General features: G+C 68.2%; 17 protein-coding genes and 4 tRNA genes. 4 read left to right on the forward strand and 17 right to left on the reverse strand.

Annotated elements, in window-relative coordinates:
- Positions 1-279: 279 nt before the first annotated feature.
- From GV790_RS17025 to GV790_RS17085, 13 genes are all read right to left on the reverse strand, one after another.
- Positions 280-2,379: a DUF262 and DUF1524 domain-containing protein gene (locus GV790_RS17025; protein ID WP_163814332.1), complete on the reverse strand. Its 2,100-nt coding sequence runs from the start codon at positions 2,377-2,379 to the stop codon at positions 280-282.
- A gap of 189 nt (positions 2,380-2,568) precedes the next feature.
- The gene (pdxS, locus tag GV790_RS17030; RefSeq protein ID WP_280213811.1) at positions 2,569-3,489 is read right to left on the reverse strand and encodes a pyridoxal 5'-phosphate synthase lyase subunit PdxS; all 921 of its coding nucleotides are present in this window, start codon (positions 3,487-3,489) and stop codon (positions 2,569-2,571) included.
- A 425-nt stretch (positions 3,490-3,914) separates the two neighbouring features.
- On the reverse strand, positions 3,915-4,958 hold the full coding sequence (locus tag GV790_RS17035; RefSeq protein ID WP_163814392.1) for an NUDIX hydrolase: 1,044 nt from the start codon (positions 4,956-4,958) through the stop codon (positions 3,915-3,917).
- Entirely contained in the window at positions 4,958-6,082 is a 1,125-nt protein-coding gene (locus tag GV790_RS17040; RefSeq protein ID WP_163814334.1) for a glycosyltransferase family 4 protein, read from the reverse strand. The genes GV790_RS17035 and GV790_RS17040 overlap by 1 nt, the downstream gene beginning before the upstream one ends.
- Positions 6,079-7,083, reverse strand: a complete 1,005-nt coding sequence (locus tag GV790_RS17045; protein ID WP_163814393.1) for a phosphatidylinositol mannoside acyltransferase — start codon at positions 7,081-7,083, stop codon at positions 6,079-6,081. Before GV790_RS17045 ends, GV790_RS17040 begins: the two co-directional genes overlap by 4 nt.
- Positions 7,084-7,109: 26 nt before the next feature.
- Entirely contained in the window at positions 7,110-7,802 is a 693-nt protein-coding gene (gene pgsA / locus GV790_RS17050; protein WP_163814335.1) for a phosphatidylinositol phosphate synthase, read from the reverse strand.
- 4 nt (positions 7,803-7,806) lie between these two features.
- A complete protein-coding gene (locus tag GV790_RS17055; protein ID WP_163814336.1) occupies positions 7,807-8,388 on the reverse strand; it encodes an HIT family protein in 582 nt (193 codons plus the stop codon).
- On the reverse strand, positions 8,385-10,454 hold the full coding sequence (gene thrS / locus GV790_RS17060; protein WP_163814337.1) for a threonine--tRNA ligase: 2,070 nt from the start codon (positions 10,452-10,454) through the stop codon (positions 8,385-8,387). The genes GV790_RS17055 and thrS overlap by 4 nt, the downstream gene beginning before the upstream one ends.
- 183 nt (positions 10,455-10,637) lie before the next feature.
- Complete coding sequence (locus tag GV790_RS17065) at positions 10,638-11,495, reverse strand: (2Fe-2S)-binding protein (protein ID WP_175585923.1); 858 nt, start codon at positions 11,493-11,495, stop codon at positions 10,638-10,640.
- Positions 11,492-11,923: a TIGR02611 family protein gene (locus GV790_RS17070; RefSeq protein WP_163814338.1), complete on the reverse strand. Its 432-nt coding sequence runs from the start codon at positions 11,921-11,923 to the stop codon at positions 11,492-11,494. The genes GV790_RS17065 and GV790_RS17070 overlap by 4 nt, the downstream gene beginning before the upstream one ends.
- A 186-nt stretch (positions 11,924-12,109) precedes the next feature.
- Positions 12,110-14,377: a SulP family inorganic anion transporter gene (locus GV790_RS17075; RefSeq protein WP_163814339.1), complete on the reverse strand. Its 2,268-nt coding sequence runs from the start codon at positions 14,375-14,377 to the stop codon at positions 12,110-12,112.
- An 878-nt stretch (positions 14,378-15,255) separates the two neighbouring features.
- Complete coding sequence (locus tag GV790_RS17080) at positions 15,256-15,573, reverse strand: hypothetical protein (protein WP_175585924.1); 318 nt, start codon at positions 15,571-15,573, stop codon at positions 15,256-15,258.
- A 284-nt stretch (positions 15,574-15,857) separates the two neighbouring features.
- Positions 15,858-15,929 (reverse strand) — tRNA-Val (locus GV790_RS17085).
- 381 nt (positions 15,930-16,310) lie between these two features.
- Here GV790_RS17085 and GV790_RS17090 point away from each other — a divergent pair.
- The 4 genes from GV790_RS17090 (at position 16,311) to GV790_RS17105 (ending at position 17,993) form a co-directional block, all read left to right on the forward strand.
- Positions 16,311-16,383: transfer RNA gene (locus GV790_RS17090), tRNA-Gly, on the forward strand.
- A 46-nt stretch (positions 16,384-16,429) separates the two neighbouring features.
- A tRNA-Cys gene (locus tag GV790_RS17095) sits at positions 16,430-16,500 on the forward strand.
- 1 nt (position 16,501) lies between these two features.
- Positions 16,502-16,576 (forward strand) — tRNA-Val (locus GV790_RS17100).
- Between the two features lie 172 nt (positions 16,577-16,748).
- The gene (locus GV790_RS17105; RefSeq protein ID WP_280211756.1) at positions 16,749-17,993 is read left to right on the forward strand and encodes a sigma factor-like helix-turn-helix DNA-binding protein; all 1,245 of its coding nucleotides are present in this window, start codon (positions 16,749-16,751) and stop codon (positions 17,991-17,993) included.
- On the opposite strand, the gene GV790_RS17110 is transcribed toward GV790_RS17105, so the two are convergent.
- The 4 genes from GV790_RS17110 to GV790_RS17125 form a co-directional block, all read right to left on the reverse strand.
- Positions 17,965-18,765, reverse strand: coding sequence for a bestrophin-like domain (locus GV790_RS17110; RefSeq protein ID WP_280211759.1), 801 nt, complete (start codon positions 18,763-18,765; stop codon positions 17,965-17,967). The two genes, GV790_RS17105 and GV790_RS17110, sit on opposite strands and share 29 nt — an antisense overlap.
- Positions 18,766-19,026: 261 nt before the next feature.
- Positions 19,027-20,001, reverse strand: a complete 975-nt coding sequence (locus GV790_RS17115) for a LysR family transcriptional regulator (RefSeq protein ID WP_163814340.1) — start codon at positions 19,999-20,001, stop codon at positions 19,027-19,029.
- A gap of 104 nt (positions 20,002-20,105) precedes the next feature.
- On the reverse strand, positions 20,106-21,635 hold the full coding sequence (locus tag GV790_RS17120; protein WP_163814341.1) for a flavin-containing monooxygenase: 1,530 nt from the start codon (positions 21,633-21,635) through the stop codon (positions 20,106-20,108).
- 193 nt (positions 21,636-21,828) lie between these two features.
- A complete protein-coding gene (locus GV790_RS17125; protein ID WP_163814342.1) occupies positions 21,829-23,220 on the reverse strand; it encodes an aldehyde dehydrogenase family protein in 1,392 nt (463 codons plus the stop codon).
- Positions 23,221-23,315: the final 95 nt, after the last annotated feature.

Genomic DNA, 23,315 nt, shown 5'->3' on the forward strand with positions numbered 1-23,315 from the left:
GTTGGCCGAGACTCGGAACCTAGCACGAGAGCAACGGATTCAGCAGTGCGTCCGGCCGACGCGGATCGTCATCGGTTCGAGCGCGCGGGTCCGCGAGCGCGCCGACAGTCCGCAATGCGGCGAAGCGGGCGCACTGACGTGACACCCGCTCCGACAAGCCCTCGACGCCCTACCACGGGCGCCGCCTCACCAACCGCGCTCGGCCAGCCGGTGCGGCTGCGCGATCTCCTCGACGTTGATGCCGTGGTCCAAGATTGGCAGCCTGGCGAGCGCACACACTCAGTCTCCACCCATCTGGAACTCGAACGCCTGGCGGACCAGCCCGAGGACGTAGCCGAGGTCGGAGTCCTCGGCCAGGCCGACCTCGGTCGGGCCGTTGCCCCAGTGGCCCTTGTTGCTGACATCCCATGCCAGGCGGCGCTCATCGTGCAGCGCTTCGATGGGGATGTTCAGGCTGAGCCTCATCCTCGCCTTCTGTGGCACGACGTCGACGAAATTGGTCTCGGCCTTGAACGCGACGTAGAGCTTCAGGAACTGACGCGTGATGCCCGGGTCCAGGGCGAGGACCTCGTCGCTGAACTTCTCGAACAGCGCGCGCCGCGCGGGCAGCAGGAGATGGGGGTGGTCCTCGATCGTGAAGTCCGACTCCGCCCGCTTGCCCTGAAACTCCGCGATCGTGTCAGCCGACAGCTCGGGCCGAGACCAGATCTCTAGCGCATCGTCGGCGAGTCGCCTGGCCCGCTTCTGGATCTCGTCCGCGTTCCAGGTCTCCAGTTGCCCGAGGCCGCGGTTCAGCCGGAGCGGACTGTCCTTGAACCCGCCTTCCATGTCGCGCTTCTTGGCGAAGGAGTGGTCGGAGTACTCGGAGTTGTAACCGGTGAGGGTCAGGTTCCCCAGCGTGTGCAGGTATTCGGCCTGCACGTTCTGCCAGTCCTCACCTAGTGCCGCCTGCCAGTCCGCGGAGAGGTGCTCGTTCTGCGGAAGGATATGTTCGATCGAGTAATCCTCGATCGTCACGAGCTCCTTGCGGCCGTGGTTCTCGAGCTTGCGCAAAAAGTAGGAGCGGCGACGGAAGTTGTACAGGTCGTTGGCCGTCAGGTCGGCGATGAACTCCGCGTCGCTCGGGAATCGGCGGTAGCTCCTGAAGCTGAGGAAGTTGGCCTTGACGCTGTCGAGGTAGCGGTCCTTACGCACGGCGGCGCTGAAGCCGGCGAAGGTCTTGTTCAGCGAGTTCGTCGGGATACGGCAGACAGCACGGCGGAAGATATACGAGATCACCAGGTCGACGATTTCGAGCACACCGTCGGAGGTCAAGATCCCGAGCTCGTAGTCGGTGTAGACCTCGAGCAGGAACGGGTAGACGACGTCTGCCTTGACCTGGTCCAGGTCGGTGAACGCCTGCCGCAGCCGCGGATCCGCCTCCTTGCCCAACGCCATCGCGCAGTACCGGCGGGCGTACTGGCGCAGTTCGACGACCAGCGACTCGATCGTGTCCTCGGCGGCCGTGAACCGTGCCGCATGGTCCTTGAAGGCTTCGTAGATGTCGTCCAGCCGCGGGATCTCGCCCGTCTTGATCGTCAAGTAGTGCCGGACGAACTCATCGAACTGGCTCTCCGCCGCGCCGGAGAACTCCAGTTCCATGGGGCGCCAGTAGGTCGAGTAGAGCTTCTCCTGCTGTTTGGGCGGCAGGTCCATCAGGACATAGTTGCGGATCAGATCAGCCTGCGACAGCTTCTTCCCGGTCGAGTTCATAGCCTCGAACACCAACTGCGGGTTGTCGACGCCTCGCTCGAGTTTCACGTCGACGACCATGAGCTTGTCGAGACCGCGGCACACGACGCCCAAGTCGAGGTCCGGATCGGCCAGCTTCTCCTGGAAGTACCGGTAGTTCGCGGTGACGCGGGTGCTCATGTCGCTCGGCGGCTCAGCGCCCTGGAGAATCGCGATGAGCGCATGCTTGTCGTTCTGGGACAGGATCAGCTTGAACTGCCGCTCGCCGTCTTCATCGTCATTGAGCAGGAACCGGTTGCGAATCTTCTTGGGTGAGAAGCCGTCCGAGGGCTCTCGATCGCCTTCCGGCAGCGCGTCCAAACGGGATGCGAGTGCTGCGAGGATCAATGTCACCGTGGTCACGCGCTGCTGACCGTCGATGATCAAGTCGGGCTCGGCCGAGGTGTTGGTCGACTTGTCCTTGGCGACATAGACGATCGACCCCGTGAAATGTGAGCCAAGAGTCTCTGTCGAGCCGGCTCGGAGGATATCGGCCCACAGCTGTGCGCACTCCCCCTCCTGCCACGAGTAGAGCCGCTGGTAGATCGGCACGATGAATTGATTGCTCGCCTTCAGCAGCGTCAGCAGGTGCGAGTCGACAGCCTTCACAGGTCCCCCTTCACGTGGTCGCAGCAGCTGGAACCTATCTCAGAAGCGACAAGGCCGTGACCACACAGCATGTTGCGGTGGCGCGCGAGGTCGATCAGCCGTTCCATCGCCTCATTGTCCGGTATACGCAACGAGCCCGCGCTGCCGAATCTCGGCGGCGCGGGCTCGAATCGCCTTATATACCAGCGTTTACCAGCCGCGTTCGGCCAGCCGGTGGCTCACGGGCAAATCGTCGACGTTGATGCCGACCATGGCCTCGCCCAGGCCACGCGACACCTTGGCCAGCACGTCGGCGTCGTCGTAGAAGGTGGTGGCCTTGACGATGGCGGCGGCCCGCTGGGCCGGGTTGCCGGACTTGAAGATGCCCGAACCCACGAAAACACCCTCGGCGCCGAGCTGCATCATCATCGCGGCGTCGGCCGGGGTGGCGATACCGCCGGCGGTGAACAGCACCACCGGCAGCTTGCCGGTCTCGGCGACCTCGCGGACCAGCTCGTAGGGTGCCTGCAACTCCTTGGCGGCGACGTAGAGCTCGTCGGCGGGCAGCGACGACAGCTTGCGGATCTCCTGGCGGATCTGGCGCATGTGGGTGGTGGCGTTGGAGACGTCACCGGTGCCGGCCTCGCCCTTGGAGCGGATCATGGCCGCGCCTTCGGTGATGCGGCGTAGGGCCTCACCGAGGTTGGTGGCGCCACAGACGAAGGGAACGGTGAAGTTCCACTTGTCGATGTGGTTGGTGTAATCGGCGGGGGTGAGCACCTCGGACTCGTCGATGTAGTCGACGCCGAGGCTCTGCAGGATCTGCGCCTCCACGAAGTGGCCGATGCGTGCCTTGGCCATCACCGGAATCGACACCGCGGAGATGATGCCGTCGATCATGTCCGGATCGCTCATCCGGGACACGCCGCCCTGGGCGCGGATATCGGCGGGCACCCGCTCGAGCGCCATGACGGCGACCGCACCGGCGTCCTCGGCGATCTTGGCCTGCTCGGGGGTGACGACGTCCATGATCACCCCGCCCTTGAGCATTTCGGCCATGCCGCGCTTCACGCGGGCGGTACCCGCCTCACGGGTCGCCTCGGTGGTCTGGGTGGTCTCGGGCGTGGTCACGGCAAACTCCTGTGTCATGTGCGCCTATGGGTCGTCAGCGGTAGAACGACACGATTCTAGGCGTGCCCCGAAGTGCCCTTGATAGCCAGTTGAGCACGACTGGCCTTGCCACGACCAGGGCGTTCGTCGCGATGCGGCCGGACTGGACCGCTCGCGGCGCCGTGGGAGGACGAATTCGCCGGGCCCGATCCGGCGTCGACGGGCCCGGCGAACTGCCGGTTTCGATCAGATCGGGTTGACCACCAGCAACGTCGCCCAGTACTCCGCGGCGGCGGCGCCGATGATCGGCATCAGGAAATCGAACAGGATGTACGACACGTACTCATTCACCTCCACCCACCGAGTCGACCCTCGCTCGGCCGGTCAAACCGCATCGACGGTAGCACGGTGGTGAATCCGGTCACACCGAATGCGAAATCCCCTGGTCAGCGGATGGAACGGACCTCTGGATCGGTGTCGGCGTCGGCGGCGGCCGCGGCTTCGGCGATGAGTTCGTCGAGGTGGTATGGATACACGGTCTCGCCCGCGGCGTCGACGGCGGTGATGTCGGCGGCGGTGCACCAGCGGTGCCCGGTGATCGAGCGACGCTCGACGTAGGTGAGGTTGGCCGGACGCGGATCGAACTGCCGCACGCGCAGGGCGAAGAACAATTCTTCGGAGCGAATGAGTTCACCGTTGAACGGGAACACCGCCACCCGCCGCCAGATCGGGCCGCGCAGCGCCGCCGGATCCGCGGTGTAGCCGGTTTCCTCGTGGATTTCGCGGACCGCCGCCGCGCGCAGGCTCTCCCCCGGCTCCACGCCGCCGCCGACGGTGAACCAGAACGAGACCTCGGGCACCTTCGGGTCGTTGCCGCGCATGAGCAGCACCCGGTCCTGCTCGTCGATCAGCACCACGCGGGCCGAGGTGCGGATGGTGTCGACCTCGAGCCCGGTCGCGGCCGCCGGGGTGGCGCGCTCGGTGATCTCGAAATACGTGGGCAGCGGTGCGGTACCGCCCAGGTGCAGAATCCGCACCGGGCGCCGGGTGCGCAGCGCGAGCGTGTCGCGGACGGCGTCGTTGTGGAATCGGCGCGCGATCAGCACCCTGGCCTCGGCGTCGGCGAGTTCGGCCACCAGTTGCGGACGCAGCTGCCCGATATCGACCGCGGACAGAGCGGCGGAAAGCCGATTCTCCACCGTTTCCCGATCGGCGCGTCCGGCGCGTTCGGCGCGGTCGGCGAGCGTGGACAACTGTTTGGCCTGTTCGGCGAGCGCCGGATCCGAGACCGGGCCGGCGATCGCCATCGCCACCGCCCGCGCCACCACCGCCCGCCGGGCCAGCGCGCCGTCGAGGGCCTGCCAGGACTGGTCCGAGCGCACATGCAGCCGGTCGAGCCGGTTGGCCGTGGAGTACGCCCACACGCCGATGGCCACGACCACCGCGGCGATCAGAGCAAGGACGAGAACCGTTGTCGCGGAGAAGGTGATCATCCGGCTGCCCTCACCCGGATGTCGCCGACGGTCACCGTCTCGTACACCCGCAGGATCTGTTCGGCCACCACCGGCCAGTCGTATTCGCCGACCACCTGGGTGGCTGCCCGCACGAGCTCGCTGCGCCGCGCCTCGTCGGTGAGCACGGTGTCGAGTGCGGCGGCGAGTGCCACCGAATCACCGACCGGCACCAGCAGACCCGCCGTCCCGTCGCGCAGCACCCGCCGGAAAGCGTCGAGTTCGCTGGCGACGACCGCGGTGCCGGCGGCCATGGCCTCGATCAGGATGATGCCGAAACTCTCCCCGCCCAGATTCGGCGCCACATAGACGTCGGCGCTGCGCATCGCCGAGGCCTTCTCCGCATCGGAGACCTGCCCGAGGAACCGCAGATGCCCGGCGTGCGGGCCTGCCTCCCTGCGCAGCCGTTCCTCGTCGCCGCGGCCGACGATCAGGATCTCGATCTCCGGATGCCTGCGCACCAGTTCCGGCAGCGCCCCGAGCAGGACCTCCATGCCCTTGCGCGGTTCGTCGTAGCGCCCGAGGAACAGCACCGTGCCACCGGATCGCGGATAGCCGGGCAGCATCGGGGCGCGGGCGAAGGACGCGACGTCGACACCGTTGGGTATCTCCACCGCATCCGAGCCGAGCGCCTCCACCTGCCAGCGCCGCGCCAGCTCCGAGACCGCGATCCGGCCGCTGATCTTCTCGTGATACGGCCGAAGCACGCCCTGAAAAGTGCTGAGCACCAGCGATTTCGTGGTCGAGGTGTGGAAGGTCGCCACGATCGGGCCTTCGGCGATCTTGAGCGCGAGCATCGACAGGCTCGGCGCGTTCGGCTCGTGGATGTGCAGCACGTCGAAATCGTTGCCGTCGATCCAGCGGCGGATCCGGGTGTAGGCCGTCGGACCGAACGACAACCGGGCGACCGACCCGTTGTACGGGATGGCCACCGCGCGGCCTGCGGAGACCACGAAATCCGGCAGCGGAGTCGAATCGGACGCGGGCGCAAGCACACTCACCTTGTGCCCGCGTTCGATCATCACCCGCGCCAGCTCGACCACATGCGCCTGCACACCACCCGGGACATCGAACGAATAGGGGCAGACCATGCCGATCTTCATCGCTGCGCAACTCCCCCACCGGTGTTCCCGCCGCGCGCGCCGGGCTCGTCCAGTCCGGCCTGCGCGGCCGCGATTCTGGACCGTCTCTGCTCGGACAGATCGTCTTCCCACAGCGGCTGCAGCATGTGCCAGTCGGCCGGATGAGCGGCGATATTCGCCGCGAACCGGTCCGCGAGCGCTTGTGTGGCCGCGGCGACGCCTGCTGAAACGTCCAGCGGTGCGCCGGTTTTCAGGCCCCAGCCTTCGACGCCCGCGTCGTCGACGGTGAACCAGGCATGTACCGGCATCAGCGCCGCGCCGGTCTCGATGGCCAGTTTCGCCGCGCCGGCGGGCATCCAGGTGCGCTCGCCGAAGAAGTTCACCGGCACACCCTTGCCGGTGAGGTCCCGCTCACCCATCAGGCAGACGATCTTGTTCTCCCGCAGCCGCGCCGCCAGTTGCGGAAACGGCGGTTGCTCGCCGCCGGTGAGCGGGAACACCTCGAAACCGAGGCTCTCCCGGTAGGCGACGAACCGTTCGAACAACGATTCCGGTTTCAGCCGTTCGGCGACGGTGGTGAAGGTGCCGTAGTTCTGCACCAGCCACATCCCGGCCATATCCCAGTTGCCCGAATGCGGCAGCACGAAGATCACGCCGCGGCCATCCGCCAGCGCGGCATCCAGATACGGAATGCCTTCCACCGGCATCCGGCCGGAGGACGCCAGCGCCGCGTGGTCCATGGTGGGCAGCCGGAACGCCTCGCGCCAATACCGAGCGTAGGAGCGCATGCTCGCGCGCATCAGTTCGTCCGGCACGGCGTCCGGGGCCAGGCCGAGCACCCGGGCGAGATTGCGGCGCAGCTGGTGTGGGCCGCCGCCGCGCACCGCGCGGTCGGCGCCCCAGTCGAACAGTCTGCGGGCCGTCGGCTCCGGCAGCGCGCGCACGACGCGCCAGCCCGCTGCGTAGGCGCGGTCACTGAATGCACCCTTGACCCGGCCGGCGAAGCCGTCCTCGGACTGCATGGGCGCAGGGCGGGTCTCGGTCGCGGTCACGACCGCCGCTCCGGGTCCGTGGAACCCTCGGCCTGTGCCTGCGGCGGCGTCATCGGGATGATGTCGCGCGCTCCCGCCGAATTGCGCACCGCCAGCACGCGCTGCAGCACCGTCACGATGCTGAGCACCGCGAGGATCCACATCGCGACGTGCACCGCCCAGGTCAGCCATTCGATCCCCCAATATCCGCCGATGCCGGTGAATCCCGCGCCCACCAGCACGATGACCAGCCGATCCGGGCGTTCGATGAGCCCGCCGTCGGCGGACAGACCGCTGGCTTCGGCCCTGGCCTTCGCGTAGGAGATCACCTGCGAGGTCACCAGCACGACCAGGGTAGCGAACAACAACGGCTTGCTCTGCTCGTGATAGACCGCCCACCAGGCCAGACCACCGAAGATCGCACCGTCGGCGACCCGGTCGCAGGTGGCGTCGAGCACCGCACCATATTTGGTGCCGCCGCCACGTGCCCGGGCCATGGCGCCGTCGAGCATGTCGAACATGACGAACAGCCAGATCACCATGGTGCCCCAGAACAGGTGACCGCTCGGGAACAGCGTCATCGCCGCGATGATCGAGGCGGCGGTGCCGATCAGGGTCATCGCGTCGGGAGTGAGGCCGGTGCGCACCAGTGCCCTGCCGAGCGGCGCCGTCGCTTTGGCGAACGTCGCGCGACCGAAGATGCTGAGCACCGATCTACTCCTCGTCCCAGGCCGCGGCGAGCAGCGCCCTGGTCTCCCTGAGCAACTGGGGCATCACCTTCACCCCGCCGACCACCGTGATGAAGTTCGCGTCGCCGCCCCAGCGGGGCACGATGTGCTGGTGCAGGTGGTCGGCCAGCGATCCGCCCGCCACGCCGCCGAGATTGAGCCCGACATTGAATCCGTGCGGCCGCGAGACCTTCTTCATCACTCGGATCGCCTGCTGGGTGAACTTCATCAGCTCGGCGCTCTCGGCCTCGGTGAGGTCTTCCAGGTTCGCGACGCGGCGGTACGGCACCACCATCAGGTGACCGGGGTTGTACGGGTACAGGTTGAGCACCGCGTACACCAGTTCACCGCGGGCGACGACCAGGCCGTCCTCGTCGGTCATCTTCGGGATGTCGGTGAACGGGTGCCCGGTCGCGTCCTTGGGTGTGGCGGTGGCCGCCTCCGCGATATAGGACATCCGGTAGGGCGTCCACAGCCGCTGCAACCGGTCGGGTTCGCCCGCACCGTGATCGACGATGTCGCCGCCGTTGTCGGTGCCACGCAGCGCGGCGGCGCCGCTGTCGCTCATCGACGCTCACCGCCACCCGCGGGCCGGATCTCGAAACCTTCCGCGGTCGGCGAGCTGTTGTCGCGCCGGGCGATCCAGTCGACGATGGTCTCCACCGCGTCGGCCACCGGCACGCCGTTGACCAGGGTGCCGTCCCGGAACCGGAAGCTGACGGCGTCGGCGTTCACGTCACGCTCGCCGGCCAGCAGCATGAACGGCACCTTCTGCGCGGTGTTGTTGAAGATCTTCTTCTGCATCCGGTCATCGCTGCGGTCCACCTGCGCGCGCACTCCGGCCTCGTGCAGCAGCTCGATCACCCGGTCCAGGTGCGGCGCGAAGGCCTCCGCGACCGGGATGCCGACCACCTGCACCGGCGACAGCCACGCCGGGAACGCGCCCGCGTAATGCTCGGTGAGCACACCGAAGAAACGTTCGATCGAACCGAACAGGGCGCGGTGGATCATCACCGGACGCTGCTTGGTGCCGTCGGAGGCGGTGTATTCGAGGTTGAACCGTTCGGGCAGGTTGAAGTCGAGCTGGATGGTCGACATCTGCCAGGTGCGCCCGAGCGCATCCTTGGCCTGCACCGAGATCTTCGGCCCGTAGAACGCGGCGCCGCCCGGATCCGGCACCAGCTCCAGGCCGGAGGCCGCGGCCACCTTCGACAGGGTCTCGGTGGCCTCCTCCCAGATCTCGTCGGAGCCGACGAACTTCTCCGGATCCTTGGTCGACAGCTCCAGGTAGAAGTCGTCGAGGCCGTAATCCTTCAGCAGATCCAGCACGAAGTGCAGGGTGTTGGTCAGCTCCGCGTGCATCTGCTCCTTGGTGCAGTAGATGTGCGCGTCGTCCTGGGTCATGCCACGCACCCGGGTCAGGCCGTGCACCACACCGGACTTCTCGTACCGGTACACCGAGCCGAATTCGAACAGCCGCAGCGGCAACTCCCGATACGACCGCCCGCGCGAGCGGAAGATCAGGTTGTGCATCGGGCAGTTCATCGGCTTGACGTAGTAGTCCTGGCCGGGCTTGCGGACGGTGCCGTCCTCGTTGTACTCCGCGTCCAGGTGCATGGCCGGGAACATGCCCTCGCGGTACCAGTCCAGGTGACCGGACACCTCGAACAGATGCCCCTTGGTGATGTGCGGGGTGTTGACGAACTCATAGCCGGCCGCCACATGCCTGCGCCGCGAGTACTCCTCGAGTTCCTTACGGATGATGCCGCCCTTGGGATGGAACACCGGCAGGCCCGAGCCGAGCTCGTCCGGGAAGCTGAACAGGTCCAGCTCCAGGCCGAGCTTGCGGTGATCGCGGCGTTCGGCCTCGGCCAGCAGATGCATGTACTCGTCGAGCGCCTCCGGCGACTCCCATGCGGTGCCGTAGATGCGCTGCAGGTCCTCGCGGTTCTGATCGCCACGCCAGTAGGCGGCGGAGCTGCGGGTGAGCTTGAAGGCGGGGATGAACTTGGTGGTGGGGATGTGCGGGCCGCGGCACAGATCGCCCCACACCCGTTCCCCGGTGCGCGGGTCGAGATTGTCGTAGATGGTCAGCTCTTTACCGCCGACCTCCATCACCTCGGGATCGTCGATGCCGGACTTGTCGCTGATCAGCTCCAGCTTGAATGGTTCGTCGGCCAGCTCGGCCCTGGCGTCCTCGACCTCGACCACCCGGCGCGAAAACCGCTGCGCGCCTTTGATGATCTTCTTCATCCTGGATTCCAGCTTGGCCAGATCCTCCGGGGTGAACGGCTTGTCGACGCGGAAGTCGTAGTAGAAGCCGTCCTTGATCGGCGGGCCGATGCCGAGCTTGGCTTCGGGAAATTCCTGCTGCACCGCCTGGGCCAGCACATGCGCGGCCGAATGCCGGATGACGCTGCGCCCGGCCTCGGTATTGGCCGCGACCGCGGTCACCTCGACGTCGACATCCGGGGTCCAGGACAGGTCCTTGAGATCGCCCGCGGCGTCACGCACCACGACGATGGTCTCCGGTCCCTTGGTCGGCAGGCCCGCCTCACGCACCGCGGCACCCGCCGTAGTCCCGGCCGGCACCCGGACGAGGGCGGCTGGGCTGAGGGGGGCTGTGGTGGTCACGGCTGTGCTCTCCTTGGTTCCCGCGGCCGGTCTCGGTCCGGCTCGCTCCGGTGTCGGGCAGCCGTTCACTCCGGTTCTATCCGGCGTGTGACGGCTGGTCCGTCGATCGCAGGCCGGGTGGAACCCGGCCGCGACCATGCTATCGGGAGGTCCGCGCTCATGTGACGACGGACCGGGCGCCGATCAGCCGCGCGCGGCGGTCTGGGCGAGCAACCGCTCGCGTTCGGCGCTGGGCCGTTTCGGGCAGGAGGTGCACATCTCGCATCCGGGTACCTCGTAGACCAGGCAGCAGGAGATGCGGCGGACGAACGTGCGCTCACCGATCTCGACGAACCGTGGCGCGGGCAGCTTGCCGCCGATCTCGCCCGCCAGTCGGGTGCCCGCTTCGGGAACGCCCGCGTCGATCGCGCGGTTGCCGATCGCGTCGGCGACCACCGCCCACAGGGCCGGCGGCTTCGCCCCGGAAACGGCCGCGACCTGGGCGATCACCGCCGCGAGCGTATCCCGCAGCGCGGTCCCCGCCGCTGAGTGCGCCGGGCCGGACAGATCCTGATCCACCACCGCCCCGCTGTCGTGGATTCCGCCTGGTTCCGAGGCGCCGGTCTGCACGGCGCCCTCGACCGACCCGGCACGCTCGCCGGTCGCCGCGCCATCGCACCGGCTCTGGTCCTCCTCGCGGCCGGCGTGGGCAGCGGTCGAGGCGCCGCCGGTCCGAGCGAGTTCATCGGTGCACTCCGCGGTCGAACCCGACACCGGGCCGGCAGTCTCATCGACGACGTCGGCCGATCCGTCGAAGACGATACGGTCGACGCCGCCGTCGGGCCGTACCTCGCATCCGATGCGGTCCAGCCGTGCCAGCGGCACGCGCTCACCGGCGGCGTAGGCCCGTGCGATGGGCTCGACCAGCGCCGAGGCCACCATGCACCACCACAGGGTGCCGCCGACGCGCGCCGCGCCCGTCCCCCAGGAGCGCCCCATCTCCGCGATGCGTGCGGTCAACCAGTCCGGGTCGGTGAGCATCCGGCCCGGAACGGTGTTCACGACATCAGGGGACTGCGCAACCATGGCCATTCGACTCCGATCCAGCCGCCGATCAATCCGAACGTTCCGAGAACCCACAGGGTCGCCACGACGAGCGCGGCGGTGGCCAGCGCGGCCACTGTCTTGAACACCGGTCCGCGGGCGCCGTACCAGGCCATGACCTGCCGGTATCGGTCCCGCAGCCAGCCGAGGGCGCGCCGCGCCCAGGAGAATTCGGTGGCCAGGATGCCGAGACCGGCGAAAACCATCGCCCAGCCGGGGCCGGGATAGGGAATCGCGACGATGCCGATGACGAGCACAATGGTCCCGACCAGCGCTACCCCGATCCGGTAGGCGAGGTTCAGGGTAGGCCGAGCGCCCACCCGATTCCGGAAGGCGCGCCAGGGGCCGGGCTTGGTGGACTGTTCCGGGTCCAGCTCGATGCTCACATTCCCAGCCTAAAGCGCCGCCGGGCATGGTCCCCGCGGATGTGCGCGTTGCGGGAGCATCCGCGCAGGTAGATCCCTTGTGCACCGTCGCTGCCGGGCACCGCCGCACCGCGGCCCGCGCCCGCTGTGCGCGCACCCCTCCATCCCGAGCGGATGGACGGGTGCGCGCTGCTCCCTACCGGCGCCTCAGACGAGCGCAGCGGCAACGCGACGACCGGATTCATCGATATGTGCGATCCCGTCGACGCTCACCTCGATCACTCGCGCGCTGGCGATATCGAAGAACAGCCCCGACACCGTCACCCCACGCTCGGCGACCGCGCGGCTCACCACCGGATGCTGCTGCACATGCTCGAGCTGCACCGCGATATTGACCATGCTGAGCTGATCCACTTCACCGAAGCCCGCGGCCGCGGCGGCGCGGCGCACCGGGTGGCCTGCGCGGAAGCGGTCAAGGCTGGGCCGGGCGTGTTCGAGCCAGGCGTCGATCTCCGGTCCGCAGGACTGCTCGTTGTGCAGCGCCGTCATCGCTCCGCAGGAGGAGTGACCGCACACCACCACCGAGCGCACGCTCAGGTTCTGCAACGCGAACACCAGCGCCGATTCCACCGAGGCGTCGCCGGTTTCGGGCACCAGATTGCCGACATTGCGCACGGTGAACAGATCGCCCGGGCCACTGTTGGTGATGATGTTGGGCACGATCCGCGAGTCCGAGCAGGTCAGGAAGAACGAGTCCGGATCCTGCCGGTCGCGCAGTTCGTCCAGGTGCGGGCGCACCAGGTGCGCGTGGCCGCGGTGGTAGGCGGCGATACCGCTGACGATCGGGTCGTGGACGTCATCGCTGCCCTTCTTCTCGTCGCGCTCGCCCACCCGCCAGGGGCCGAGCACGTCGTCGAGCACGACCCGGCCGAAGCTACGGGCGGGCGGCGCGCTCGTGGCGGCCTCCATCCGCGCCGAGCCGATCTCCACGAAATCGACCGAACCGCCGTTGGCCTCGTGCTGGCGGGCCCAGTCGATGATGGCCTCGTAGGCGGCGTGGTCGAGGAAATCGACGGTCATCTCGACGGTGACATCCACTCCCGCCGGCACTTTCGCCAGGGTCGACGACAGTTTCGGCAAGGCGAGGAAGGTGCACGACCCGTCGATACTCACCAGCCAGCGATCGCTGCCCGTGAGCGGTTTGGCGTCGATGACCACGCGCACGACCCGCCACAGCAGCAGCGCGAAGGCCAGCGCCAGACCGATCAGCACGCCCTCGAGCAGGTTCAGGAAGACCACCGCTGCGATGGTGACCAGGTAGACCAGCAGGTCCCCGGTGCGGTGCGCCATCTTGATGTGGGCGATCTTGACCAGCTGCACGCCGATCACGATCAGCAGACCGGCCAGCGCCGCCAGCGGAATCTGCTGCACCAGTCCGGCGAGCGCGACCGAGAACAGCAGCACCCACACACCGTGCATGACCGCCGACGCCCTGCTGCGCGCACCGGCCATCACATTGGTCGAGCTGCGCACGATGACGCCGGTGACGGGCAGGCCGCCGAGCAGGCCGGAGAGCATATTGGCCGAGCCCTGGCCGATCATCTCGCGGTCGAAATTGGCCCGCGGGCCGGTGTGCATCTTGTCGATCGCGACGGCCGAGAGCAAGCTCTCCACGCTGGCGATCAGGGCGAAGGTGAGGATCATGATCGCGACGGCGGACCAGTTCCCACTGGGGATCTCCGGCAGGGCGATCGCGTCGAACAGGGAGCCCTCCAGCTTGATGCGCGCCACATCCAGGGGCAGCACCAGCGAGAGCACAGTGGCGAGCAGGATGGCTACCAGCGGCCCCGGCACCACTCGAATGCGTTGCGGCACATACTTCCACCCGAGCATGACCGCGATGACGACCAGGCCGATGAGGGTTCCGCCGACATGCAGCGAGCCCAGTTGGGCGGGCAGGGTGGAGATATTGGCCCAGGCCGAGCTCTCCGAATCACCGCCGAGCAGCACATGCACCTGCTGCAGCGCGATAGTGACACCGATACCGGCGAGCATCGCGTGCACCACCACCGGCGCGACGGCAAGTGCGGCGCGGGCAATGCGGCTCAAGCCGAACAGGATTTGTAACGCGCCGGCCGCGACGACGATGAATCCGGTGACGCGCCAGCCGAATTGGTTGATGGATTCGGCGACGATGACGGTGAGACCGGCGGCCGGGCCGCTCACCTGGAGCACGGAGCCGCCGAGCGAACCGGCGACGATGCCGCCGATCACGGCGGCGATGAGCCCGGCGGCGACGGGCGCACCGGAGGCGTAGGCGATGCCGAGCGAAAGCGGCAGCGCGACAAGGAAAACCACGATCGAAGCGGGCAGATCGTAGCGCAGGACAGAGGACAGACGGTCGGACAGGGCGGATCCGGACTCGGACTCGCCTGGCGGCGACAGCGGCGGGTTCGGATCGATCTTGGTAGCCATTGTTCTCCTTCGCCGACTCGGCAAGCGCCGAGGTCGGTTGACGATCAACATGTCCAGTCGGGCAAGGACCGCGAACCGGCATCTCGCGGTGAAGAGGCACTCCCGGCACGGCAGCGGACCGAGATTTAAACCACAACAAGGATATTAGTAAAGACTTAGCAAAGCCTGAGAAGTGGACATTTCGTACGTTTCACCACAATCCGCTCAGAGCGTGTGCCGTCTCACAATCGTGCACCACCGTGGCGCGAGCTTCCTGAACACTCGGCCCGAATAGGCGCCGATCGAGCGCGCCGCCCGTGCCCGCCGAGTACGGCCGGACCGGTTGCGGCACCGTTATCGCACGGAGTTCAGCAGCCGCCGGACGGTACGCACGCGCCGCAGGCCCGCCGCCCGCGCGGCCATCCGAAGTTCCTGCGCTGCGGGCGAATTCGCCTGGTCGAGAACATCACGACAGGCCGGTCGAGGGGGCAGCACGCGGCGGCCCTGATAGGACGAGGTCCGTGATGCGGGATCGGTGTCGGTCGACATATTTCTCCTTCGCCGGTCCGGCGTAGGCCGATCCGGTTCATCGGTGGAACATGCACTGGCATCGAGATCGAGCGCGGGCGGCGCGGACCTTGGTGACAGCCGAGACGCCCGGGCAACGCGGAACAGATCGATAGTAAAGACTTACCAAAGCTCCCGAAAAGGCTTCGGGCACCGAAGATGACAACCGCTATCAAACTGTGACACACGCCACAGCCCAGGTTCGCCAGGAATGGGAAGTCGAGCGCCATGCCGCAAGGGCAATGGCGGCTCGAGGCTGGGAGAGCAAGAAAAAGGGACCGCGGCCGGAAACCACGGTCCCTATCGGGCGCGCCTGATGCGCACGGCGCCGTTCAGCCGGGGTGGATCCAGGATCCGATCGGGGTCGGCGGCAGGGCGCGCACCGCGAGCATCACCGGGCCGCACCAGAAGGAGGACGACATGCAGACGAAGGCTCCGGTCTTGTCGTAGTTCCAGGCGTCACCGTGCCATGCCCAGGTCAGGCCGTCCTCCGACGGGCTCATCGGGCATTCCGCTGGAGCCTTGCCCGCGCATGGCCCTTCCACGCCCCATGGCCCGACCGGATACGCGGAGGCGGTCGGCGCGAGGAACAATGCCGACGCCGCGATGCCCACACCGGCGGCGAACGAACACAGAATCGAGCGTTTCATGATGACGTTCCTTCCCAGGCCTGCTTTCGATGAAAGCATCAGCCGGACAGATGGATAACCATGGAGTTGCTAAATGCCGGAGAACGCCTCAGTAGACTGCGGAGATCAGATAGTTGTCAACGGCCACGCCGGGGCCGTCTTCGACCGGGCCGGGTAGTGGGCGACACACGTAATAGCCGGGCGCCGCGCGAATAATCAGGGCTCGGCCACAGGATTGGCCACAGTCGCCGAAACGAACAAGAGGCCCTGACCATATTTGTACTGGTCAGGACCTCTTTCGTGAGTGGTCCCAGCTGGGATCGAACCAGCGACCTTCCGCGTGTGAGGCGGACGCTCTCCCGCTGAGCTATGAGACCATCATCGACCGGCGAGCGGTCACTCGGACCGCGCTGCGGGGCACCGTCCGAACGAGTAGGAACCTTAACACGGTGCCCCCGCCGACCACCAAATCGCCCCTCCCGCAGGGCGCCCGGACGATCATTCCCGCGGCTCGGCAGGTGATTGCACACCCCTCGCGCGGGCCCGACGGCGGCGCTGTTCGCGCGCGAGGCGCAACCCCTCAGTCGAGGCTCACACGACACTTCCGATGAACAACTCGAATCATCTGCCACCGGAACTACCACCGTGTAATTCGATTTCGGGGCCATCTACCAGCGGATTTGTAGGTTGCGCCGAACGTCGGCTAATGTTCTGTCTCGCACCACGGAGGCGAACAACGCGCCACCGGGATGCACAATGCGGATGTAGCGCAGCTGGTAGCGCATCACCTTGCCAAGGTGAGGGTCGCGGGTTCGAATCCCGTCATCCGCTCGAGAGGTAGGGCCAGGCAATAATTATTCGCCGTCCCCCTTTGCGCGGTGGAGTGGCCGAGTGGTGAGGCAACGGCCTGCAAAGCCGTGCACACGGGTTCGATTCCCGTCTCCACCTCGCGCGATTAGCTCAGCGGGAGAGCGCTTCCCTGACACGGAAGAGGTCACTGGTTCAATCCCAGTATCGCGCACCACACGAAAGCCCCGGCTCCGGCCGGGGCTTTCGTGCTTTCCGCCCCCGCATGCCCCGCGAACATCGGCCGGCCACGGTGATCGAGGCGGGCGAATCCGTCGGTCCCCACCGCTAGAGTGACGCCGACAACGGCGAACCGACCGGGCGACCGGTCACGGCAGAAAGTCATCCGGGTGGCGACAGATCAGGTTCGGGATCAGCACGGCAGCGCCGGGCAGCCCAGCGCCGTGGACACCGCCGACGGCATGGTGGACGACCTCGCCGAACACTTGAACTTCGCACTCGACGACATCGACGAGCATCTGGCACGGCTGATCGACGAGTACGCCGTCGATCGCCCACGCGCAGCCGACATCCTGCGGCTGCGCCTCGGCATCGGCGACCAGGGCCCGGAAACGCTCACCAGGATCGGGGCGCGGTTCGACTTCTCCCGCGACCGGATCCGGCAACTGCACACCAAGGCGGTCGGTGAACTCATCCGCCAGGCCAAGCTCACCGGCGAGCTCCCCGCGGCCGAGTTCGCGCAGCGCTATCCCACCACCGCCAAAGACCAGCAGCTGGTGCGGGCGCTGCTGACCGAAACCTACGTCACCGCCACCGATCTCGTCGCCAACGAACTCTCCTACCTGAAACTGCGGCTGGCCGGGCACGAGGCAGCCGACGCCAAACGGGTGTCCGGATTCGTCACCCAGCGCTTGGCCGCCTGGCGCAAGAAGACCAACCACCGCCTGGCCAGGCTGCACGACGGCGCCCCCTTCCCCGTAGGCCACGACCACGCCTGGCTGGACCGCATCGACTGGCCGTCGGACGCCGCCTCCCCCGCGCCCCTACCCACCGACTCCGCACGCACCCTGGACGGCGACGACGACGGACGCGGCCGCTTCTACCTGGACAAGGTGGGCCGCGACGTCGGCTTCGATTCCGGTCTGGAAGCCCGGCTGCTGGGTGTGCTCAACGCCGACGAGCAGATCAGCACCTTCCAAGAGCACCCCGACGCGGTGCTCTACCGGGTGGACGGCGAAGAAGGGGTGCATTTCCCCACCGCGGCCGCCCGGCTCGCCGACGGACGCATCGCACTGATCGACGTGCAGCCCCTCGGCCGGATCGCCTACCGCGATTACCGCGCCCGAGCCGCCGCCGCCCGCGCCCACGCGCACAGCAACGGCTGGGGCTGGCTGGTGTGGACCGGCTCGACAATCGGTGTACCGGAAGTGGCCGAACGACGCGTCGACACCGCACTGGAGGCACGCCTCACCGAGATGGTCGAGCAGGGTGCGGCCACCTGGCCCGCGCTGCGGCAGCTACGCGCCGACACCGGCCTCACGCCGCTGGACCTCGCGGCGGCGGTGCTGCGTCACGACTGGGCCTTGGATCGCGGCTCGCACCGGATCAGCGCATCACCAGCGTCGCGGTCATGAACGTCACCAACAGCATCATCGCGAAAATGGTGATCAGCTGCCAGTGATTGATGGTCTGATGCAATCGGCCGATCGCCGCACGCAGCGCCCGCTCGGAGCGCTGCTGATCGATGAGTTTACGGTTGGCCTCGGCCACCGCGTCGGCGTGCTTCTGCACGGTGTGCTCCGACCGCTCCATCCGGTGGGTGAGCTTGGCGATCTGTTTGGTCTTGTCCCGCACCGATTTCCGTGACATCGCCAGCGCGGTGCGCTGGTTCACCAGCTCCTGGCGCTGACGGGCGATCAACATCGCCTGCGTCTTGGTGTGCTGCTCCCAATCGGTCACCGATGCCCATCCCTTCCGCAACTCGTCGCGGTAACCCCACGCGACCTCACCGTCTACCCACTGACGCAGGAACTCCCGCAATTCGTACGGCTGCTGCCGCGGCACCACGACACCGTCGGGACCGAGCTCGAGCACACCCGAGACGGTGCGATAGTCGCATGCGTTGGGCTCGAGGTCCTCGATGCCGAGCGCGGGCAACTGCGCCACCCAGAAACCGGGCGCGCACAACCACAGCACTCCGGTGAAGCCGATCGCTCGCAACCGATCCGTATGTGCCTGCGCCAGTTCCTGAGTCAGCGGCCCGGTGCGCACCTCGATGGCGTACCGGCTGTCACCTTTACGCCAGTAGACGTCTACGGTCACCGAGCCGATTCTGCGGTCCACCACGGCCTCGTCGGCGCCGAACGCGAGCATTCGCGCGGCCAGCCAGAACTTCAGTCGCTGCACATCCCATTGCGCGGCGACACATCGCGCGCACCCGCACCCGTAACCGGTCGGTGACTCCAGCGGCTGCCGCGTTTTCCCTGGTCCGTCCGATATCCCCAGCTCGGCAAGGATTGCCCGGCGCCCGCACGCGTTGTCTGTCCGCTGCTTCGTCTGCACGCGACCACCCACCTAACCCATCCCATAGCGACCTGCCCGGCACAGACCGGCACTTTCCAGGGTGCGGCAACCGACCGGTCCTCGCCACCCTTTCACCGTGAGGCGTTATCCAGATGCGACTCGCCCGGGGCTGCGCTGCCGCCGCGGTGTGATGTCGGCCGCGTCCGGATCGGCCTCGGTGGCGGGTCCGCGGGTGAGGATCGTGCGGATCAGCCCGCGCAACCATAGATGACCGCTGTCGGCGGTGTTGCGGGGATGCCATGCCATGCCCACGGAAATGCCCGGCAGCGGTAGCGGAATGTCGAAGGGACACAGTCCCAATGGGCCGAGCAGGCCCGCACCGAGCCTGGCCGGGGCGGGGCAGACGAGCCCACCCGCGCGCACCGCGAGCAGCGCCGTGACCAGATCGGGGACGGTGGCGACGACGCGGCGGGTGCGTCCGTGCAGGGCCAGCCGGTCGTCGATGGGACCGCGGGCGCGCCCGACCCGGGAGATGCTCAGATGTGCCGCGCCGGCGTAGGCCGCGACGGTCACCTTGTCGGTGATCAGCGGATGGTCCGGGCTCGCCACGCCGATCCAGCGATCGAGCAGGACGTGCTGGACGACGGTCTCCGGGTCGGTGTGGTCGAGGACGCCGACCTCGATGTCCACCCGCCCCTCGCGCAGCGCGCCTGCGCCGTCGATGGTGTCGGGCAGAAAGTGCAGGGTCACGCCGGGCGCCTCGGCGCGCACGGCGGCCAGCAGCGGCGCGGACAGCTCGGCGAGTATGCCGTCGCCGGCCCGGATGGTGAACCCGCGCTTGAGGGTTGACGGGTCGAGGGCCGCGCGCGGAGTGAGCAGCGCGCGGCCTTGGCCGACGAGGCGGCTCACCTCGTGGCGCAGTTCCAGCGCCCGCGGGGTCGGCACCAGGTTGCGCCCTGCCCGCACCAGTAGCGGATCGCCGAGCACGCGGCGAAGGCGTGCGAGCGTGCGGCTCATCGCGGGCGCTGAGGTCTGCAACCGTTCGGCGGCCAGCGTGACGCTGTTGGTCTCCAGCAACGCGTCCAGCGCGACCAGCAGGTTCATATCCAGCGACTCCACCGGCGGATTATCGCCAGCGCAAGGAGGCGGCAGCAAACTTGCCGCGCCGGATAATCCGCAGCCCAGGAGGCCTCGTGCGTCCGATGCCCGGCGCGGGCCGCGGGTCAGGAGTCCCCGGCGTAGGCGTCCTGCACGATCGGCGTGCTGTGCTGGGGCGGGGCGCCGGAGCTGCGACGGTTGCCGAGCACCTGGTAGGCGGCGGGGCGGATGGGGCGGACCCACTGCGCGGCCCGCGCGCCGCGCGGCAGCTTCACCCCCAGATCGGCGAGCATCTCGTCGAGATTCTGGATGGCGAATGGTTCGATGGCGGTGCCGTGCGCGTGCCTGCCGCCGGTGCGCTCCTGCAGCCAGGCCAGCCGACGGTCGGTGTGTTCGGCCATCGCCTCGGCGCTGGGCAGGGTCAGATCACCGGTGAGCAGCGCGGCGGTCCAATGCGCGGCGACCTCGGCGCCCAGCGCGCTGATCAGCGAGGAGTTGTAGCCGGCGAAGCTCAGATGGGGCACGCCGAGCGGCAGGATGTGGCGATACAGGCGGAAGTTGCCGTCGTCGTCGGTCAGCTGCCGCTGGATGTACGGAGTCAGGAACGGCACCCGCTGCTGGAAGCCGGTGGCGCACACGACGATATCGGCCGGGATGCGTTCGCCGTCGGACAGGATGGCCGTCGGCCCTGCGTGCCCGGCATGCAGTTCGGCGATCGTCGTTTCGCGTCGGACGATGATGCGGCCGGCGGCGACCTGTTCGACGAAGCCCTCGGTGGCCACGCTCACCGACTGGTCGGCGATGTCTTCGATCCGGCCCTGCGGCATGAGCCCGAGCTCGCCGAGTCGCAGGCGTTTGGCGGCCAGCGCCTGTACCAGGTCCAGGTTGCTCTCGCGGAAGGAGCGCGCGGGTCCGTGCAGGAACCGTTCGAAGCGGCCGGGCTCCTGATGCCGGAAGTGGGCTTCGCCGGTCCTGGTCAGCAGGAGTCGTTCGGCGTCGATCCCGGCGGCCAGCTTGCGCGGCACCTTCCAGGTGAGCCGGCGGGCGAGCACCGTGGTCGAGGCCGCGACATGGCTGACGGCCTCGGCCAGGTCGCAGGCCGAGCGCCCGTAGCCGACGATGACGACGTTCTGATCGCGCACCGCCTCCACGTCGACGAACTGCGAGGCGTGTCCGAGCGCGCCACCGCCGGCCTGGTAGGCGTCCTCACCGCGGAAATACGGCAGGTAGGGCTCGCTGTAGACGCCGTTGGCGATGACGAGGTGATCGCAGGAGGTCCGGCGGATGCCGTCGCCCTCGCGAACTTCGAGCAACCAGCCGCCGTCCACCGGGTCGGCCGCCACGACCTCGGTGCGCAGGCGCAGCGTGCTCTCGAAGCCGAACCGGCGCACGTAATCGGCCAGGTACTCCTGCATCTGCTGCCCGTCGGGCACACGCGGCCAGTCGGCGGGCATGGGATGGTCGGAGAAGTGGTAGGTGTGCTTGCTCGTCTGCGCACGCAGGCCCGGATAACGCCTGGTGGCGCTCCATACCCCGCCGACGTCGGGGGTGCGGTCGAACACCTCGACCGAAAAGCCTGCCCGAGTCAGCACTTTCGCGCAGGCCAAACCTGCGATACCCGCACCGACGATTCCGATACGGTTCCCGCTCCTCATGCGCAGGAGACTACGTCGCCACGGCCCGCCAGCAAAGCGGAGCCCCGGCCGGCGCCCGCGCCGCGCCGGTCGCGAGGGGCGCCCGCGCGCGCCGGATGAGCCGCCGGGCGTCGGCCGCGGCCGGGCTCGCTCGCCATCGGCGTCTCCCGGCACATATCCGGCAAATCTTCAGCGGCCGGATCCGGCGGGCACCTCACGACGACGAGTGCGCCCGGTCCGGCCGGGCGAGCGGTGGGCTCTGCATATGCACGACCTTCATCGTGGTCATCTCGTCGAGTAGCTCTGGGCCGTAGCCATAGCCGGTGCCGGAACGCCCGCGCGGTTGCGCGGCACCGCCCGGCGCACCGCCGAATACCGCGTTGACCTTCACCGTGCCGACCGGCAGCTCGTGCCAGGCCCGCTGGGCATTGGCCATCGAGGCGGTCAGTACCGTCGCCGCCAGTCCGTAGTCACCGCTGCGTGCCTGGGCCAGGCCTGCCTCGAAATCCGGCACCACCCGCACCGGGGCCACCGGCCCGAAGGTCTCTTCCCGCATGATCGTCATATCCGGGGAACAGTCGACGAGCACGGTCGCGGGATAGACCGCGCCCTCCCCTTCGGGAATCCGGCCCCCGACCAGCACTCGCGCCCCGCGGCTCTCGGCGTCGGTGACCTGATCGTGCACCTGTGCGCGCTGCCTGGCGTCGACGAGTGGCTGCGGATCGCTGTTCCACTCCCTGGCCCTGGCACACAGCGCGTCGATGAACGCGTCGGCGATCTGCGCGTGCACGTAGATGCGCTCCACCGAGGTGCAGATCTGCCCGGCATTGGCGAAGGCACCGAGCGCGGCCTGTTCGGCTGCCCACTCCGGGTCGACATCCGCATCGATCAGCAGTGGATCGTTGCCGCCGTTCTCCAGCAGCACCTTGGCTCCCGTCCGTGCGGCGGCGGCGCTGATCCGTCGTCCGGTCTCGCTGCTGCCGACGTGGGCGATCACGTCCACGAGTGAGGATGCGCTCAGCAGCGCGCCGGTGTCGGCGCCGCCGCCGACGGTGCGGATCACCGAGTCCGGCAGGTGCTCGGCCAGCAGCCGCCCCAGCAACGCCCCGGTACGCGAGCAGCGTTCGCTCGGCTTGTGCAGCACCGCGTTTCCGGTGACCAGAGCAGCGCCGAGCAGCCCACAGGCGATGGCGACCGGGTCGTTCCACGGAGTCAGCGCGAGCACGACACCACGAGGCTGCGGAATCATGAAATCGGACGCGGTTCGATCGCCCTGCAAGGCCCGGCCCCGGTGCACCGGACCCAGCTCCGCGTACTGGTCGAGGGTCGCCGCGCCCGCCAGCACGCCGTCGCGCCCAGAAGCCCGCGGACGCCCGGTTTCCCGTTCGAGCATGGTCGCCAGCTCATCGGCCGCCGCCCGCACGGCATTCGCCGCGCGGTGCAGCATCGCGCCTCGCTCCGCGGCGGCGACCGCTGCCCACCCGGGCTGCGCGTCCCGAACCGCCAGCACCGCTTCCTCGATGCCGTCCGCTGCGACCGATACCGGCGATGGCGATCCGCCGACCTTGTCGTGCGCATGGCCAGGTGCCTCGGATATCTGTGTCATGCGGCTCGAATACCCGGTGCCGAGCCGGGAAACCTCGGCTGCGGTCCACAGGCAGCCCGGCTCGGCCCGGTGACGGCCCCGGCCGTGGGTACCAC

This window comes from Nocardia cyriacigeorgica (genome assembly GCF_010858045.1).
GTDB lineage: Bacteria > Actinomycetota > Actinomycetes > Mycobacteriales > Mycobacteriaceae > Nocardia > Nocardia cyriacigeorgica_E.

Bases quoted from the DNA above. Each gene is read 5' to 3' on its own strand.
- GV790_RS17125 (WP_163814342.1), bottom strand. From the start codon at position 23,220: ATGACACAGATATCCGAGGCACCTGGCCATGCGCACGACAAGGTCGGC.
- GV790_RS17075 (WP_163814339.1), bottom strand. From the start codon at position 14,377: ATGGCTACCAAGATCGATCCGAACCCGCCGCTGTCGCCGCCAGGCGAG.
- GV790_RS17080 (WP_175585924.1), bottom strand. From the start codon at position 15,573: ATGAAACGCTCGATTCTGTGTTCGTTCGCCGCCGGTGTGGGCATCGCG.
- GV790_RS17055 (WP_163814336.1), bottom strand. From the start codon at position 8,388: ATGAGCGACAGCGGCGCCGCCGCGCTGCGTGGCACCGACAACGGCGGC.
- GV790_RS17040 (WP_163814334.1), bottom strand. From the start codon at position 6,082: ATGAAGATCGGCATGGTCTGCCCCTATTCGTTCGATGTCCCGGGTGGT.
- GV790_RS17120 (WP_163814341.1), bottom strand. From the start codon at position 21,635: ATGAGGAGCGGGAACCGTATCGGAATCGTCGGTGCGGGTATCGCAGGT.
- GV790_RS17045 (WP_163814393.1), bottom strand. From the start codon at position 7,083: ATGCAGTCCGAGGACGGCTTCGCCGGCCGGGTCAAGGGTGCATTCAGT.